Source organism: Streptomyces sp. ICC4, from assembly GCF_003287915.1.
Lineage (GTDB): Bacteria > Actinomycetota > Actinomycetes > Streptomycetales > Streptomycetaceae > Streptomyces > Streptomyces tritrimontium.
Window position 1 is genome coordinate 1166399 of record NZ_CP030286.1, and the last position, 13891, is coordinate 1180289.

At 71.4% G+C, this 13891-nt stretch carries 13 protein-coding genes; 5 read left to right on the forward strand and 8 right to left on the reverse strand.

The genetic code is table 11. From position 1 onward, the window contains the following. Positions 1 to 7: 7 nt before the first annotated feature. From DRB89_RS05365 to DRB89_RS05375, 3 genes are all read left to right on the forward strand, one after another. Positions 8 to 421 carry a roadblock/LC7 domain-containing protein gene (locus tag DRB89_RS05365; protein WP_007266772.1) on the forward strand — a complete coding sequence of 138 codons (414 nt, stop codon included), beginning with the start codon at positions 8 to 10 and terminating at the stop codon, positions 419 to 421. Between the two features lie 93 nt (positions 422 to 514). Further along, complete coding sequence (locus DRB89_RS05370) at positions 515 to 1117, forward strand: DUF742 domain-containing protein (RefSeq protein ID WP_112446994.1); 603 nt, start codon at positions 515 to 517, stop codon at positions 1115 to 1117. After that, positions 1098 to 1685: an ATP/GTP-binding protein gene (locus tag DRB89_RS05375; protein ID WP_112446996.1), complete on the forward strand. Its 588-nt coding sequence runs from the start codon at positions 1098 to 1100 to the stop codon at positions 1683 to 1685. Before DRB89_RS05370 ends, DRB89_RS05375 begins: the two co-directional genes overlap by 20 nt. Before the next feature lie 140 nt (positions 1686 to 1825). Here DRB89_RS05375 and DRB89_RS05380 read toward each other — a convergent pair whose 3' ends face one another. Together DRB89_RS05380 and DRB89_RS05385 are read right to left on the reverse strand one after the other, a co-directional pair. After that, positions 1826 to 2026, reverse strand: a complete 201-nt coding sequence (locus DRB89_RS05380; protein WP_112446998.1) for an acyl-CoA carboxylase subunit epsilon — start codon at positions 2024 to 2026, stop codon at positions 1826 to 1828. 23 nt (positions 2027 to 2049) lie between these two features. Then, positions 2050 to 3633 carry an acyl-CoA carboxylase subunit beta gene (locus tag DRB89_RS05385; RefSeq protein WP_112447000.1) on the reverse strand — a complete coding sequence of 528 codons (1584 nt, stop codon included), beginning with the start codon at positions 3631 to 3633 and terminating at the stop codon, positions 2050 to 2052. Positions 3634 to 3910: 277 nt separating this feature from the next. On the opposite strand from DRB89_RS05385, the gene DRB89_RS05390 reads away from it, so the two are divergent. Beyond that, the gene (locus tag DRB89_RS05390; protein ID WP_112447002.1) at positions 3911 to 4531 is read left to right on the forward strand and encodes a YceI family protein; all 621 of its coding nucleotides are present in this window, start codon (positions 3911 to 3913) and stop codon (positions 4529 to 4531) included. 21 nt (positions 4532 to 4552) lie between these two features. Here DRB89_RS05390 and DRB89_RS05395 read toward each other — a convergent pair whose 3' ends face one another. The 6 genes from DRB89_RS05395 to ureA all read right to left on the reverse strand — a co-directional run bounded on the left by DRB89_RS05395 (position 4553) and on the right by ureA (position 12242). Further along, positions 4553 to 5908, reverse strand: a complete 1356-nt coding sequence (locus DRB89_RS05395) for a hypothetical protein (RefSeq protein WP_112447004.1) — start codon at positions 5906 to 5908, stop codon at positions 4553 to 4555. Between the two features lie 136 nt (positions 5909 to 6044). Beyond that, entirely contained in the window at positions 6045 to 7685 is a 1641-nt protein-coding gene (gene cimA, locus DRB89_RS05400; protein WP_112447006.1) for a citramalate synthase, read from the reverse strand. Positions 7686 to 8026: 341 nt separating this feature from the next. Beyond that, positions 8027 to 8650: a TetR/AcrR family transcriptional regulator gene (locus DRB89_RS05410; protein WP_112447010.1), complete on the reverse strand. Its 624-nt coding sequence runs from the start codon at positions 8648 to 8650 to the stop codon at positions 8027 to 8029. Between the two features lie 45 nt (positions 8651 to 8695). Further along, on the reverse strand, positions 8696 to 9733 hold the full coding sequence (locus DRB89_RS05415; protein ID WP_112447011.1) for an agmatine deiminase family protein: 1038 nt from the start codon (positions 9731 to 9733) through the stop codon (positions 8696 to 8698). A gap of 29 nt (positions 9734 to 9762) precedes the next feature. Next, positions 9763 to 11496 (reverse strand): urease subunit alpha, encoded by a 1734-nt coding sequence (locus tag DRB89_RS05420; protein WP_239516021.1) that lies wholly within the window; start codon positions 11494 to 11496, stop codon positions 9763 to 9765. Then, positions 11493 to 12242 (reverse strand): urease subunit gamma, encoded by a 750-nt coding sequence (gene ureA, locus DRB89_RS05425; RefSeq protein ID WP_239516022.1) that lies wholly within the window; start codon positions 12240 to 12242, stop codon positions 11493 to 11495. The genes DRB89_RS05420 and ureA overlap by 4 nt, the downstream gene beginning before the upstream one ends. Positions 12243 to 12398: 156 nt before the next feature. On the opposite strand from ureA, the gene DRB89_RS05430 reads away from it, so the two are divergent. Continuing rightward, the gene (locus DRB89_RS05430; RefSeq protein WP_112447013.1) at positions 12399 to 13823 is read left to right on the forward strand and encodes a cytosine permease; all 1425 of its coding nucleotides are present in this window, start codon (positions 12399 to 12401) and stop codon (positions 13821 to 13823) included. Positions 13824 to 13891 lie beyond the last annotated feature (68 nt).

Here is a 13891-nt window from a genome sequence, read left to right on the forward strand (position 1 = left end):
GAGCGCGATGAGCCAGGCGGCGCAAAACCTGAACTGGTTGATCACCAACTTCGTGGACAACACCCCTGGGGTGTCCCACACGGTGGTGGTCTCCGCCGACGGCCTCCTGTTGGCGATGTCCGACGGATTCCCGCGCGACCGCGCCGACCAGCTGGCGGCCGTGGCCTCCGGACTGACGTCGCTGACCGCAGGGGCCTCCCGCATCTTCGAGGGCGGCGCCGTCAACCAGACCGTGGTCGAGATGGACCGCGGCTTCCTCTTCCTGATGTCCGTCTCCGACGGATCCTCGCTCGCGGTGCTCGCGCACCCCGAGTGCGACATCGGCCTCGTGGGCTACGAGATGGCCCTCCTGGTGGATCGCGCGGGCACGGTCCTCACCCCGGACCTGCGCGCGGAACTGCAGGGAAGCCTTCTCAACTAGCAGACAGGCAGTGCGTTTCGCGCCATCGCACCATAGGGTGCGGTGGCGCGGTTCCACAGGGAGTACTGCGTTCTTGGAGTCGGAGGAGGAAACGTGACAACACCCGGAGGACATCCTTATGGCGGCGCGCAGCAGCCGCAGGGTGGGCACGACCAGAACCGCTTCAACTTCCCCTCCACTCCCAGCAATCGGCCCTCGCCGGAGCACAATCCGGGCGGGCAGCCCTACCAGCGGCAGCCCTACCAGCAGCAGCCGTACGGACAGCAGCCCCAAGACCCGTACGGACAGCCCCAGCAGCCTTACCGGCCCTCGCAGCAGCCGCAGCGCTCCTCGCGTCCGCAGGCCCCGCAGGCGCACAACCCGCTGGTGCGCCCGTACGCGATGACGGGCGGCCGTACCCGGCCGCGCTACCAGCTCGCCATCGAGGCGCTGGTCAGCACCACGGCCGATCCCGCGCGTCTGCAAGGGCAGTTGCCCGAGCACCAGCGCATCTGCCGTCTGTGCCAGGAGATCAAATCCGTCGCGGAGATCTCGGCACTTCTCTCCATTCCCCTTGGCGTCGCCCGGATCCTCGTCGCCGACCTGGCGGAGGCGGGCCTTGTCGCCATCCACCAGCCCGGCGGCGACGAGTCCGCCGGCGGCCAGCCAGATGTGACACTGCTCGAAAGGGTGCTCAGTGGACTTCGCAAGCTCTAACGGCGGAGCGGCTCCTGCTCGCTCCACCACCTCCGCGAAGATCGTGGTGGCCGGCGGCTTCGGCGTGGGCAAGACCACGTTCGTCGGCGCGGTCTCCGAGATCAACCCGCTGCGCACCGAAGCCGTGATGACCAGCGCCTCCGCCGGCATCGACGACCTGACCCACACCGGGGACAAGACGACCACCACGGTCGCCATGGACTTCGGCCGCATCACCCTGGACCAGGACCTGATCCTGTACCTCTTCGGTACCCCCGGTCAGGACCGCTTCTGGTTCATGTGGGACGACCTGGTGCGCGGCGCGATCGGCGCCGTCGTCCTCGTCGACACCCGCCGTCTCGCCGACTGCTTCCCCGCCGTCGACTACTTCGAGAACAGCGGCCTGCCGTTCGTCATCGCCCTCAACGGCTTCGACGGGCACCAGCCGTACACCCCGGAGGAAGTCCGCGAGGCCCTGCAGATCGGCCCCGACGCCCCCATCATCACCACCGACGCCCGCCACCGCGGAGACGCCAAGAGCGCGCTCATCACCCTGGTCGAGCACGCCCTCATGGCCCGCCTGCGGTAGCGCACGCGCACGCGCGCGCGAAGGCCCCCGTGTCCGAGGACGCGGGGGCCTTCGCCGTGGCCGCCCCGGCCGGGCGGATCCGGATGCGCGAGAGGCCCCGCACCCTGAACGGGTGCGGGGCCTCTCGCCGTGCTCGGGGCTCAGCCCTGCCAGCTGCGGGGGCCGCGGAAGCCGGGGGTGCGCTCGAGGCGGCGCCAGCCGGCCTGGGAGCGGACGGTGGCCGTGACGCCCTCGGGGGTGGCGGCGGCGCGGGCGAGCAGGATCGCGGTGATCGCGGCCAGCTCCTCGGGCTCGGCGTGGCCCTTCTCGACCTTCAGCAGGGTGCCGGTGGCGGTGCTCATCGGTGGCGTTTCTCCTTCGACGTCTACTGCGGCGGGTTGCCGTGCTTGCGGGACGGCAGATCGGCGTGCTTGTTGCGGAGCATCGAGAGGGCGGCGACGAGCACCTCTCGGGTCTCGGCGGGGTCGATGACGTCGTCGACGAGGCCGCGCTCGGCCGCGTAGTACGGGTGCATCAGCTCGGCCTTGTACTCCTTGACCATGCGCGCGCGCATGGCCTCGGGGTCCTCGGCGTCCGCGATCTGCTTGCGGAAGATGACGTTGGCGGCACCCTCGGCGCCCATCACGGCGATCTCGTTGGTGGGCCAGGCGTAGGTGAGGTCGGCGCCGATGGACTGGGAGTCCATGACGATGTAGGCGCCGCCGTAGGCCTTGCGCAGGATCAGCGAGATCCGCGGGACCGTCGCGTTGCAGTACGCGTACAGCAGCTTGGCGCCGTGCCGGATGATGCCGCCGTGCTCCTGGTCGACGCCCGGCAGGAAGCCGGGGACGTCCAGGAGGGTGATGATCGGGATGTTGAAGGCGTCGCAGAGCTGGACGAAGCGCGCCGCCTTCTCGGAGGCGTGGATGTCCAGGACCCCGGCGAGGTGCCCGGGCTGGTTGGCGACGATGCCCACGACCTGGCCGTCCATCCGCGCGAGCGCGCAGATGATGTTGCGGGCCCAGCGCTCGTGGATCTCCAGGACGTCGCCTTCGTCGACGAGCTCCTCGATCACCTTGAGCATGTCGTACGGGCGGTTGCCGTCGGCCGGCACGAGGTCGAGCAGGACCTCCGAGCGACGGTCGGCCGGGTCGCTGGTCTCGTGGACCGGGGGGTTCTCGCGGTTGTTGGAGGGGAGCATCGTGATGAGGTAGCGGACCTCGGAGATGCAGGTCTCCTCGTCGTCGTACGCGAAGTGCGCGACGCCCGAGGTCTCGGCGTGCACGTCCGCGCCGCCGAGGCCGTTCTGGGTGATCTCCTCGCCGGTCACCGCGCGGACCACGTCCGGGCCGGTGATGAACATCTGCGAGGTCTCGCGGACCATGAACACGAAGTCCGTGAGCGCCGGGGAGTACGCGGCGCCGCCGGCGCAGGGGCCCAGCATGACCGAGATCTGCGGGATGACGCCCGAGGCCTTGGTGTTGCGCTGGAAGATGCCGCCGTAGCCGGCGAGGGCGGAGACACCCTCCTGGATGCGGGCGCCGGCGCCGTCGTTGAGCGAGACCAGCGGGGCACCGGCCGCGATGGCCATGTCCATGATCTTGTGGATCTTCGTGGCGTGGGCCTCGCCCAGGGCGCCGCCGAAGATGCGGAAGTCGTGCGCGTAGACGAAGACCGTGCGGCCCTCGACCGTGCCCCAGCCGGTGATGACACCGTCGGTGTACGGCTTCTTGGCCTCGAGGCCGAAGCCCGTCGCGCGGTGGCGGCGGAGCTGCTCGACCTCCTTGAATGAACCTTCGTCGAGCAGCAGCGCGATGCGCTCACGGGCGGTGAGCTTGCCCTTGGCGTGCTGGGCTTCGGTCGCCCGGTCGCTCGGTCCGCGACGCGCCTGCTCGCGCAGGTCGTGCAGCTCGGCCACGCGCCCTCGGGCGTCCGTCGGCTCGCTCGGAATCTGGTCCACAACGGTCATGTACCGACCTTACGAAGCGGGACCGCCAAAACCCTCCGTCGAATCCACACAGTGTCGCGTGTGTTCCGCTGTCCGGGCCGGACAGAACCACGAAGGGATGAGCGGACACCGCCAGACGGGACCTTCGTCCTTTGTGCGGATCCAACAAAGACCCCCTCTGCGCCCGCCGAACCGGCGACACGCACCCTAGAAGTTGAAATTTGAACGGAATGGGTCTAGCGTCATTCTTGTTGAAAGTTCAACAGCACCGACCGGGTGCCGAACCGAGGAGCAAGTCATGGGTCTCTTCACCCGCCGCAACCAGACCGCGCAGTCCCAGGAAGGCGGCGCCGTCGCCACGCTCGACGTGGACCCGGCCCTCGCGGCCGTCACCGGCGACTACGTCATCGACGCCGCGCACAGCAGCATCGGCTTCACCGTCCGCCACGCGATGGTCACCAACGTCCGCGGCACCTTCGCCGGCCACGAGGGCGCCCTGCACCTCGACGGAGCCGACCCGTCCCGCTCCACCGCCTCCATCGACGTGAAGATCGCCTCCGTCGACACCGGCATCGGCGACCGCGACGGCCACCTGCGCTCCGCCGACTTCTTCGACGCCGAGACCTTCCCGCTGATGACCTTCCGCTCGACGCGGGCGGCCCAGCTCGGCGGCGACAAGTACCGCATCACCGGCGAGCTGACCATCAAGGACGTGACCCGCCCGCTCTCCATCGACCTGGAGTTCAACGGCTCCGCCACCGACGTCTACGGCAACGAGCGCGTCGGCTTCGAGGGCTCCGCCGAGATCCTGCGCTCCGACTGGGGCCTGACCTGGAACGCGGCCCTGGAGACCGGCGGTGTGATGGTCAGCGACAAGGTGAAGCTGACCTTCGACATCTCCGCGATCAAGCAGGCCTGACCCTCCGGGACCGGGGGCGGCTCAGAAGTCGCCCCCGTCGAAACCGCCTCCGCCGCCGAAGTCCCCGCCGCCGAAGTCGGACGGGTTGAAGTCGGCGCCGGAGACGTCCCCGCCCCCGAAGCCGCCGTCGTAGCCGTTGCCGCCGCCGAAGTCGGAGGCGTAGGCCGGGCTGGACATCATCGAACCGAGCATCGTGCCCATGAGCAGGCCCGGCAGGATGCCGCCGCCGAAGTAGCCGCCGGCCCAGGGGCCGTACGCCGGGCCGGCGTCGTAGTAGGGGCGCGGCCCGTGCTCCGTGTCGACGGTGCGGACCGCCGGGTCCTGGCCGTCGCGCAGCCGTACGGCGTCGGCCGCGCAGACCGGCACGGTACGGGCGGCCCCGCCCGCCGGGGCCCAGTCGGCGTCCTCGGCGCTCGGCCCGTGGCGCGGGTCGAAGAAGCAGGGGGAACGGCGCTCGGGCAGCGGCCGGCCCTGGCGGCGCGCGTCGAGGCGGGCCAGTGCGTACCGGCCGTCCTCCAGTGCCTGGGTGACCCCCTTGACCTCCTCGGGGTACCGCACCGAGGCCATGATCTGCTTGGCCTTCTCGTACGAGTCGAGGCCCTGCCCGTAGTCGGCCCGCATGGCGTCGTCCGCGCCGGGTTCGCCGGGGTGGAAGTCGAGGCGGTCCAGTTCCTCGCCGAAGGCCGTGATGTCCTCGTCGACGACGACGCCCAGCCGGGCGACGGCCTCGCGGCGCAGCTCTTCCTTCTTCTTTCGGTTGCGCTTGACCAACGCGTACGCACCGCCGCCGCCGACCGCGGCCACGACGCCGAGGCCGATCAGTGCGCCGACGGGGGCGCCGCTGTCGGCCGCCGCGCCGCCCGCCCCGCTCCAGGAGGCGGGGGCCTTGCCCTTCGCCTGGGCCAGGGCCTGGTCGACGAAGGTGTTGAGCTCGGTGCTCGCGTCCACCGGGGCGCCCGCCTTGACGGCGTCGACCAGGTTGCGGACCGCGTTGTTCGGCATGACCGCCTTGTCCGCGCCGGCGTTGAAGCCGTCCCCGAGCCGGATCGCGTAGAGCCCGGTGATGCCGGTCTCGGTGCGGACCGTCTTGAGCACGGTGGCCGCGGGGAACTCGGCGGTGGCCGGCAGCACGGCCACGAACACCGGCTTCCCGGCGTCCTTGATCTTCTTGGCGAGCGCCTCGGCCTGCGCCGGCGGCAGCTGCGCCTCGGCGCGGGGGTCCACGTAGACCGGGCCCTTCTTGAGGGCCTCCGCCACGGCCGTGGTCCCGGTGGCCGCGGATGCCTGCGGGGCGACCAGGAGGGCGGTCGCGGACAGGGACAGCAGCAGACCGGCCAGCAGCGATCCCATACGTATGGACATAAGCCTGGTCCTCATACTCACGACGCTACCCGAACGGGTGTAATCCTGTGTGAGCGGGACATAAGGGCCATCGACCCCCGCCCCGAGGACCTCGCCGGACCGCGGTCCGGCGAGGTGGGGGGCGGCTGGGCGAAGCCCGGAAGGCGCCGGCCTACTCCGCCGGCTCCACGCCCGCGTGGAGGAGGCCGAAGGTGAAGGCGTCCTCCAGGGCCTGCCAGGACGCCGCGATCACGTTCGGCGCGACGCCGACCGTGTTCCACTCGCGGGAGCCGTCCGTCGTGGTGACCAGCACGCGCGTCGTGGACTCGGTGCCGTGCTTGCCCTCCAGGATGCGGACCTTGTAGTCGATCAGCTCGAACTTCGCCAGCTGGGGGTAGAAGCGCTCCAGCGCCACCCGCAGCGCGCGGTCCAGCGCGTTGACCGGGCCGTTGCCCTCCGCCGTCGCCACGATCCGCTCGCCCTTGGCCCACAGCTTCACCGTGGCCTCGTTGGCGTGCGTGCCGTCGGGGCGGTCCTCGATGATGGCCCGCCAGGACTCGATGCGGAAGTACTTGCGCGCCCGGCCCTCCGCCTCGGCCCGCAGCAGCAGTTCGAAGGAGGCGTCGGCGGCCTCGTAGGTGTAGCCCTGGAGCTCGCGCTCCTTGACCCGCTCGACGACGCGGGAGATCAGCGCGCGGTCCCCGCCGAGTTCGACGCCGAGCTCCTTGCCCTTGAGCTCGATGGAGGCCCGGCCGGCCATGTCGGAGACCAGCATCCGCATGGTGTTGCCGACCCGCTCCGGGTCGATGTGCTGGTACAGGTCCGGGTCGACCTTGATGGCCGAGGCGTGCAGGCCCGCCTTGTGCGCGAAGGCGGAGACGCCGACGTACGGCTGGTGCGTGGAGGGGGTGAGGTTGACGACCTCCGCGATGGCGTGCGAGATCCGGGTCATCTCGGCGAGGGCGCCCACCGGGAGGACCGTGCGGCCGTACTTGATCTCCAGCGCGGCGACGACCGGGAAGAGGTTGGCGTTGCCGACCCGCTCGCCGTAGCCGTTCGCGGTGCACTGGACGTGGGTGGCGCCGGCGTCGACGGCGGCCAGCGTGTTGGCCACGGCGCAGCCGGTGTCGTCCTGGGCGTGGATGCCCAGGCGGGCGCCGGTGTCGGCGAGGACGGTCGCGACGGTCGCGGTGATCTGCGCGGGCAGCATGCCGCCGTTGGTGTCGCACAGGACGACGACGTCGGCGCCGGCCTCGTGGGCGACGCGGACGACCGACTTGGCGTACTCGGCGTTGGCGCGGTAGCCGTCGAAGAAGTGCTCGCAGTCGACGAAGACCCGGCGGCCCTGGGCGACCAGGTGGGAGACGGTGTCGCGGACCATCTCGAGGTTCTCGTCGAGGGTGGTGCGCAGGGCGAGCTCGACGTGCCGGTCGTGGGACTTGGCCACCAGCGTGATCACCGGGGCGCCCGATTCGAGCAGCGCGCGGACCTGCGGGTCGGTGGCGGCGGAGCCGCCCGCCCGGCGGGTCGCGCCGAAGGCGACGAGCTGGGCGTGCTTGAAGTCGATCTCCGCGCGGGCCCGGGAGAAGAACTCGGTGTCGCGGGGGTTGGCGCCGGGCCAGCCGCCCTCGATGAACCCCACCCCGAAGTCGTCCAGGTGCCGGGCGATCGTCAGCTTGTCGGCGACCGTGAGGTTGATGCCCTCACGCTGGGCGCCGTCGCGCAGGGTCGTGTCGAAGACGTGAAACCCGTCATCGAGGAGGCCGGGGCCCGTAGCCGGCGCAGTCGACTCAGTCGCCTCTGTCGTCGTCATGCTGATCTGACTCCTGTCGGATGTGTGGTTTCCGGATGCCCGCCCCAGGGCAGGCCGCCTCCACTGCCCCCATCATCGCGCGCTGCCCGCTCCCGGCATGTTTGGGGCCGGAAAACGAAAAGACCTCTCGCGGGTGCGAGAGGTCTGCGCGCGGGTCTGAGGCACGATGGCCGCTTCCGCGAAGTTCTTTCACGGTTCAGCGGTCACTGCGGACCGGCGCGCTGCTGTCCATAATCATGAGCTGAGCAGGCACGTCGGCAGTGTGCCATACCGCCTGCCGCGGGTGGACGGGGATCTCACAATGCGGGCACGCCGATCGCCGCGCCAGGCCGGGACCCGGCTCAGATCTGGGCCTGCCGCGGGGTCAGCGCCTCGCTCAGGAACTCGCGGACGTGGTCCAGGATGCCCTCTCGGGAGAGCCCCGGCAGGCCGACGGCGACCTGGATGCTGAAGCCGTCGAGCAGGGCCCGCAGCCGGGCCGCGAAGCGGTCCGGGTCGACCGGACGGAACTCCCCGCGCGAGATGCCCTCGGCGAGCAGGGCCACCAGGTCGCGGTGCCAGGCGCCCTCGATGGCCCCCTGGCGCTCCCGCTCCCCCGGTCCGGCGTTCTGCGAGCGGTTCCAGACTTCCAGCCACAGCGTCCAGTGCGGGTCCCGGGCGGCCTGGGGCACGTACAGGTCGACGTACGCCTGCAGGCGCTCGCGCGCGGGGCCGCGGCGGGACAGCAGGGCGCGGCGCTCGGTGCCCAGCGCCGCCTCGCTCCACTCCAGGGTCTGCAGCAGGAGCTCGTCCTTGGTGCGGAAGTAGTAGAGGAGGTGGCCGCTGCTCATGCCGACCTGGCGGCCCAGGCCGGCCATGGTCAGCCCGTCCAGGCCGCGCTCGGCGATGGTGGCCATGGCGGCGACCAGGACGTCCTCGCGCGGCGGCGCGTTCTTGCGCGCGGCACGTACCTCACCCGCCACCATGGCCCACTCCTCGTTCTGGTCCGCCCGTCCCGTCCCTCGGACGGGTCAGACCTTCGGCTGCTGCTGGGTGATGCAGTGGATTCCGCCACCCCCGGCGAAAATCGTACGTGCGTCGACGAGCGTCACGGTCCGCTCCGGGAACAGACCGCGGAAGATCTCCGCCGCCTCCTCGTCGCGCGGGTCGTCGAAGGCGCACAGGACCACGCCGCCGTTGCACAGGTAGTGGTTGATGTAGGAGTAGTCGACCCACTCGCCGTCCTCCTCCAGCACGGTCGGCGCCGGGATCTCCACGACCTCCAGCCGCCGGCCCCGCGCGTCGGTGGAGGCGCGCAGGATGGCGGCGATGGTCTTGCCGCGCTCGTGGTCCGGGTGGGCCGGGTCGGGCTGGCTGTGGACCATGACCACGCCGGGGCGGGCGAAGGCGGCGACGATGTCCACGTGGCCCTGGGTGCCGTAGGTGCCGTAGTCGCCGGCCAGGCCGTACGGGAGCCAGATCGCCTTGGTGGTGCCCAGGTGGGCGTGGATCTCGGCCTCGACCTGCTCGCGGCTCCAGTCGGGGTTGCGGCCCTTGCCCAGCTGCACGGTGTCGGTGAGGAGCACGGTGCCCTCGCCGTCCACGTGGATGGCGCCGCCCTCGTTGACGAGGGCGGTGCTGTAGGTGCGGGTCCCGGCGATGCCGGAGACCTCCCGGGCGATCTTCGAGTCGTGGTCCCAGCGGGCCCACTCCTGGGCGCCCCAGCCGTTGAAGGTCCAGTCGACGGCGGCCAGCTCGCCGGCGTCGTTGGTGACGAAGGTCGGACCGATGTCGCGCATCCAGGCGTCGTCGAGCTCGCGCTCGACCAGCTCGACCCCGTCGCCGACGACCGCGCGGGCGCTCTCGGCGTCACCGGGCGAGACGACGAGGGTCACGGGCTCGTACGCGAGCACCGCGCGGGCGACGGCGCCCCAGGCCTCGCGGGCCTCGGCGAGCTCCCGCTCGTTGGTGAAGGTGGGGTTGGGGCTGGGCCAGGCCATCCAGGTGCGCTCGTGGGGCATCCACTCGGCGGGCATCCGGAAACCGTCGTTCGCGGGCTGTGCGGTCATGGCAGGAGGTCCTTACGGGCTGTGCTGACTTACAGGAAGTACAGGCGGTTGAGGGAGACCGAATCGGCGGCTTCGGAGCGCAGCGGTTCCCCGTCCAGGGAGACGAGTCCGCTGCGCGCGTCCACATCGACCGCGCCCACCCGGGAGTTGAGGAGCAGGTCGCCGGGGCCGATGCCGCGGGTGCCGCGGACGGCGACGCGGCGCCTGCGGGTGGGCATCTCGTCGCTGCCGAGGGCCGCGGCGGCGGCCGACACGAAGGCGACGGAGATGTCGGCGGCCGTGGCCCCGTACGAGCCGAACTGCGGCCCGAGGACCAGCGGTTCGCAGGTGTCGGTGGCGGCGTTGGGGTCGCCGGTGACCCCGTACGCCGGGAAGCCCGACTTGAGGACCAGCTGCGGCTTGGCGCCGAAGAACTGGGGGCGCCACAGCACGATGTCGGCGAGCTTGCCGATCTCGATGGAGCCGATCTCGTGGGCCAGACCGTGGGCGATGGCCGGGTTGATCGTCAGCTTGGCCATGTAGCGCAGGACGCGGGCGTTGTCGTCGCCCTCGCCGTCGCCGGCCAGCGGACCCAGCTCGCCCTTCATCTTCGCGGCCATGGCGAAGGTGCGGCGGATCGTCTCGCCGGCCCGGCCCATGCCCTGGGCGTCGGAGGAGGTGATGCCGATCGCGCCCAGGTCGTGCAGCACGTCCTCGGCGCCCATGGTGCCCGCGCGGATCCGGTCGCGGGCCATGGCGGCGTCACCGGGGAGGTCCGGCTTGAGGTCGTGGACGGAGACGATCATGCCGTAGTGCTCGGCGACCGCGTCCCGGCCGAAGGGCAGGGTGGGGTTGGTGGAGGAGCCGATCACGTTCGGCACGCCGGCCATCTTCAGGACGTTGGGGACGTGTCCGCCGCCGCAGCCCTCGATGTGGAAGGCGTGGATGGTGCGGCCGTCCAGCACCCGCAGGGTGTCCTCGACGGACAGGCACTCGTTGAGGCCGTCGCTGTGCAGGGCGACCTGTACGTCGTACTCCTCCGCGACCCGCAGGGCAGTGTCCAGGGCGCGGGTGTGGGCGCCCATGTCCTCGTGGACCTTGAAGCCGCTCGCACCGCCCTCGGCCAGCGCCTCGATCAGCGGGGCCGGGTCGGAGGAGGAGCCGCGGGCGAGGAAGCCGATGTTGACGGGCCAGGCGTCGAAGGCGTTGAAGGCGTGCTTGAGCGCCCACGGGGAGTTGACTCCGACGCCCCAGACCGGGCCGAACTCCTGGCCGATGATCGTGGTGACGCCCGCCGCGAGCGAGGCCTCCATGATGCGCGGGGACAGCAGGTGCACGTGGGTGTCGACGGCTCCGGCGGTGGCGATCATGCCCTCGCCGGAGACGATGCTCGTGCCCGTGCCGACCACGACGTCCACCCCGTCCAGGGTGTCCGGGTTTCCGGCGCGGCCGATCGCGTGGATGCGGCCCTCGCGGATGCCGATGGAGACCTTGCGGATGCCGAGGACGGCGTCGATGACCAGCACGTTGCTGATCACCACGTCGCAGGTGTCGCGGACGGCGGCGGCCTTCAGGTGCAGTCCGTCGCGGGCGGTCTTGCCGAAGCCGGCGAGGAACTCGTCGCCGGGCTTCTGGGAATCGGACTCGACGCAGACGGTCAGCCCGGAGTCGCCGAGCCGGACCCGGTCCCCGGCGCGGGGGCCGAAGACGGAGGCGTACTCGTGCGGGTCGATGTGCCGACTGCCGGGGGCGCAGTGGTCGCTGTGCCGGGTCTGCTTGCTCACGCCTGGTCTCCGTCCGTGGCGTCGGTGGTGTCGGTGACATCGGTGACATCGGTGGCATCGGTGGCATCCGTGCCGAGGTAGCCGCAGGCGGCCGCGCGGCGCAGGGCCTCGGCCTTGGCGCCCGGGGCGTCGAGGGGGCCGTCGACCAGTCCGGCGAAGCCGATGGCGATGCGCTCGCCGCCGATGGGGACCAGGCCGACCTCGGCCTCGCCGCCCGGGTCGAAGCGGACCGAGGAGCCCGCCGGCACGCACAGCCGCATGCCGTAGGCGGCGGCGCGGTCGAAGTGAAGGCGCGGGTTCGCCTCGAAGAAGTGGAAGTGCGAGGTGACGCTGACCGGCACGGAGGCGGTGTTGCGCACGTGCAGGTGGACGGCGGGCTCCGGCTGGGGGGCGCCGGGGCCGGGCACGACCGCGCCGGGGGCGTGCTCGCCGAGGCCGACGGCGCCCCGGATCGGGGACGAGACCACCGCGAGGCGGGATCCGTCGTCGAAGACGGCCTCCACGTGCACCTCCGTGACCACGTCGCTGACGCCGGGCAGGACGTCGCCGGGGCCCAGCACCGAGCGGGCCTCCTCGATGGCCTCGGCGAGCCGCTTGCCGTCGCGCGCGGCCTCGCAGACCGTGTCCGCGATGAGCGCGGTGGCCTCGGGGACGTTGAGTTTCAGCCCGCGGGCCCGCCGGGCCCTGGCCAGTTCCGCAGCGCTGCGCAGCAGCAGCCTGTCGCGCTCCGTTGGGGTCAGCCGCACGCCGATCCACCACCCTTTGAGTCGATGGGTTAGAGCATCACTCTAACTCTTCATTTCTCCGCAATGAAGCATTGACCTGGGACCTGGGCTTAGGTCACATTGAGTGGCGCTCAAATATTGCGTTGCCACCCCCCGCCCTTCCAAGGGAGTCCCCCCATGCCCATCGAACAGCGCGGAGTCGACACCATCCCGGAAGAGGAGCGGACGAGCGGTCCCCGTGACCTGATTTCGATCCTCCTCGGCTCCAATCTCTGCCTCGGTGTGATCGTCTTCGGCTGGCTGCCCCCGTCCTTCGGGCTGGGTCTGTGGCCGTCGGTCACCGCCATCGTGACCGGCACCCTCGTCGGCATCGCCTTCACCGCGCCGCTCGCGCTCGTCTCCCTGCGCACGGGGACCAACCTCTCCACCTCCAGCGGAGCCCAGTTCGGCGTCCGCGGCCGGCTCGTCGGCTCGGTGGTCGGCCTGCTGCTCTCGCTCGGCTACACCGCACTGACCCTGTGGATCGGCGGCGACGTGATGGTCGGCGCCCTGTCCCGGCTCACCGGGCTGCCGGACACCGGCGCCTCCCGGGCCGTGATGTACGGCGTGCTCGCCGTGTGCACGGTCGTCGGAGCCGTCTTCGGCTACCGGCTGCTGCTGCGCATGAGCAAGGTCCTGTCCATCGGCATGGTGGTCCTGCTGGCCGTCGGCGTCTTCGCCTACGCCCCGGACTTCACCTCCGCCGCCCCGCCGGAGACCCCGTACCTGCTCGGCTCGTTCTGGCCGACCTGGCTGCTCGCCGCCGTCGCCGCCGGGCTCAGCGGGCCCGTCGCCTTCATCACCCTGCTCGGCGACTACACCCGCTACATCTCCCCGCGCAGGCACAGCTCCCGCAAGGTGCTCTGGTCCACCGGGCTCGGCCTGCTCGCCGGACTGCTGATCCCGCAGCTCTTCGGCACCTACACGGCGCTCGCCGCCCGGGCCGGCGCCGAGTACGCCGGTCCGCTGGTCGACGCCGCGCCGTTCTGGTACCTGGTTCCGCTGCTGGTCGCCGCGGCGGCCGGATCGGTCGGCAACGCCGGGCTGATGCTCTACTCCATGGGCCTCGACCTCGACGCCATCGTCCCCAAGGCCAGCCGGACCACGACCACCGTGATCGCCGCGGCCGTGGCCACCGCGTTCGTGTTCGTCGGCTCCTTCGAGTGGGACGTACAGGCCGCGATGACCTCGTTCGTGCTGCTGCTGACCGCGATCGGCACCCCGTGGGCCGTGATCACCCTCATCGGCCACGTGCGCTGCCGCGGCCACTACGACGCCGAGGCCCTCCAGGTCTTCAACCGCCGCGCCAAGGGCGGGGTCTACTGGTTCCGCGCCGGCTGGAACGTCCCGGCCACCCTCTCCTGGGCGATCGGCGCGGGCGTCGGCCTGCTCGCCGTGACCACCCCGTTCTACGAGGGTCCGCTGCTGGCCCTGACCGGTGGCGTGGACTGCTCCTTCGTCCTGTCCGGCCTGGCCGGCGGGCTGGTCCACACGGCCCTGACGGCCCGCACCGCCCCCGCCGCGGCCCCGGCCGAAGCCGCCGAGGAGCCGGTCGCCGCGTAGGACTTTCCCCGTACGTACGAAGGCCCGCGCCCCCCTGTGGTCAGGAGGGCGCGGGCCTTCGTACGTAC

Excerpts from the sequence above, each read along its gene's own strand:
- DRB89_RS05365 (WP_007266772.1), top strand. The coding sequence starts at position 8 with ATGAGCCAGGCGGCGCAAAACCTGAACTGGTTGATCACCAACTTCGTG.
- DRB89_RS05385 (WP_112447000.1), bottom strand. The coding sequence starts at position 3,633 with ATGACCGTTGTGGACCAGATTCCGAGCGAGCCGACGGACGCCCGAGGG.
- DRB89_RS05430 (WP_112447013.1), top strand. The coding sequence starts at position 12,399 with ATGCCCATCGAACAGCGCGGAGTCGACACCATCCCGGAAGAGGAGCGG.
- cimA (WP_112447006.1), bottom strand. The coding sequence starts at position 7,685 with ATGACGACGACAGAGGCGACTGAGTCGACTGCGCCGGCTACGGGCCCC.
- DRB89_RS05415 (WP_112447011.1), bottom strand. The coding sequence starts at position 9,733 with ATGACCGCACAGCCCGCGAACGACGGTTTCCGGATGCCCGCCGAGTGG.
- DRB89_RS05390 (WP_112447002.1), top strand. The coding sequence starts at position 3,911 with ATGGGTCTCTTCACCCGCCGCAACCAGACCGCGCAGTCCCAGGAAGGC.
- DRB89_RS05395 (WP_112447004.1), bottom strand. The coding sequence starts at position 5,908 with ATGAGGACCAGGCTTATGTCCATACGTATGGGATCGCTGCTGGCCGGT.
- DRB89_RS05380 (WP_112446998.1), bottom strand. The coding sequence starts at position 2,026 with ATGAGCACCGCCACCGGCACCCTGCTGAAGGTCGAGAAGGGCCACGCC.
- DRB89_RS05410 (WP_112447010.1), bottom strand. The coding sequence starts at position 8,650 with ATGGTGGCGGGTGAGGTACGTGCCGCGCGCAAGAACGCGCCGCCGCGC.